The organism is Kitasatospora sp. NPDC057518 (assembly GCF_042802075.1).
Taxonomy (GTDB): domain Bacteria; phylum Actinomycetota; class Actinomycetes; order Streptomycetales; family Streptomycetaceae; genus Kitasatospora.
In genome coordinates, this window is sequence record NZ_JBHVEU010000802.1 from 1 (window position 1) to 1,299 (window position 1,299).

Below are 1,299 nucleotides of genomic sequence, written 5' to 3' on the forward strand. Positions count from 1 at the left end.
CGGTACGGCTCCGGGCCTTCGCGGCTGTCCGGGCCCGGGCGCGTCAGCGTACGGGTGGTGGTTGTCCCTCGTCCGGGTGGCGGCGCGGCGGGAAGCGGTCGCGCCGTGTAGCCGGTCACCTACGCTGTGCCGGTTGCCCGCTTCCGAGCCTCCTGGAGTCACGGTGCCGACCGAGCCGGACCGCACAGACCTGCCGACGCCCGCCCCGTTCCCGGCGGACCCCGCCGACCCGGCCGCCGACCGGGCGGGCCGCCGCCGCAGGGCCGCCGTGCTGGCGCTGCTCGCCGCCGTTCCCGTTCCGCTGGTCGCCCTCGGCACCGCGGCGCCGGCCGAGGCACAGCGCCGGGTGGTCGGCGGCAGCGCGGTGAGCACCGCGGACCACCCGTGGATCGTGGCGCTGTCCAGCCGCCAGCAGTTCGGCAGCGGCCGTTCCGGCCAGTTCTGCGGGGGTGCGCTGGTCACCCCGACCAAGGTGGTGACGGCCGCGCACTGCTTCTACGACGAGGCCAGGGGCCGGGTGGACCGGCCGGGCCTGAAGGTGATCGTCGGCCGGGACGACATGCGCGGTACGTCCGGCCGGGAGGTGGCGGTGCGGTCGGTCTGGATCCACCCCGACTACTCCTTCGCCGCCAACATGAACGATGTCGCGGTGCTCACCCTCGCCGAGTCCCAGGGCGCCCTGCCGGTGGTCGAGCTGGTCGGCCAGGGCGAGACCGAACCGTACGCGGCCGGGACCACGACCCAGGTGTACGGCTGGGGTGACACCACGGGGCGGGGCGACTACTCGCCCGTGCTGCGCGGGGTGTCCGTGCCGGTCGTGCCGGACCAGGTCTGTGCGCAGGCCTATCCGGGCGGGCAGGACGGGAGGTTCGACGCCCGGGGCATGGTCTGCGCGGGCGAGGAGAGGGGCGGCAAGGACGCCTGCCAGGGCGACAGCGGCGGCCCGATGATCGTCGACGGCCGGCTGGTGGGCCTGGTCTCCTGGGGGACGGGCTGTGCCGAGGCGGCCCACCCCGGCGTCTACACCAGGGTGTCCTCGGTCGCGGACGCGGTGCGCTCGGTGCTGTGACCACCCGCGACCACCCGCGACCACCGGTGAACGCCCGCGAACGCCGGTGGCAGCCGCGAACGAGGCGCCTCCGGTGCCGCGGTCGTCGCGGCGGGTGAGCGGTCGGTCACGTGCCGGCACCGGGTTCTGACGCCGCGTCGGACGCCGCCGGGGCCACGGCCCGGGGCAACGGCCGGGCCCAGGAGGGCGCCCCGGGGTACAGCAGAGCCGGGCGACCGGCCCCCGAAGGG

1 protein-coding gene is annotated in these 1,299 nt (G+C 76.4%); it reads left to right on the forward strand.

Going from position 1 to position 1,299, the window contains the following annotated elements; translation table 11 throughout:
- Positions 1–268 precede the first annotated feature (268 nt).
- Positions 269–1,069, forward strand: coding sequence for a trypsin-like serine protease (locus tag ACFU7Z_RS39490; RefSeq protein WP_049650795.1), 801 nt, complete (start codon positions 269–271; stop codon positions 1,067–1,069).
- The last annotated feature ends 230 nt before the right edge of the window (positions 1,070–1,299 follow it).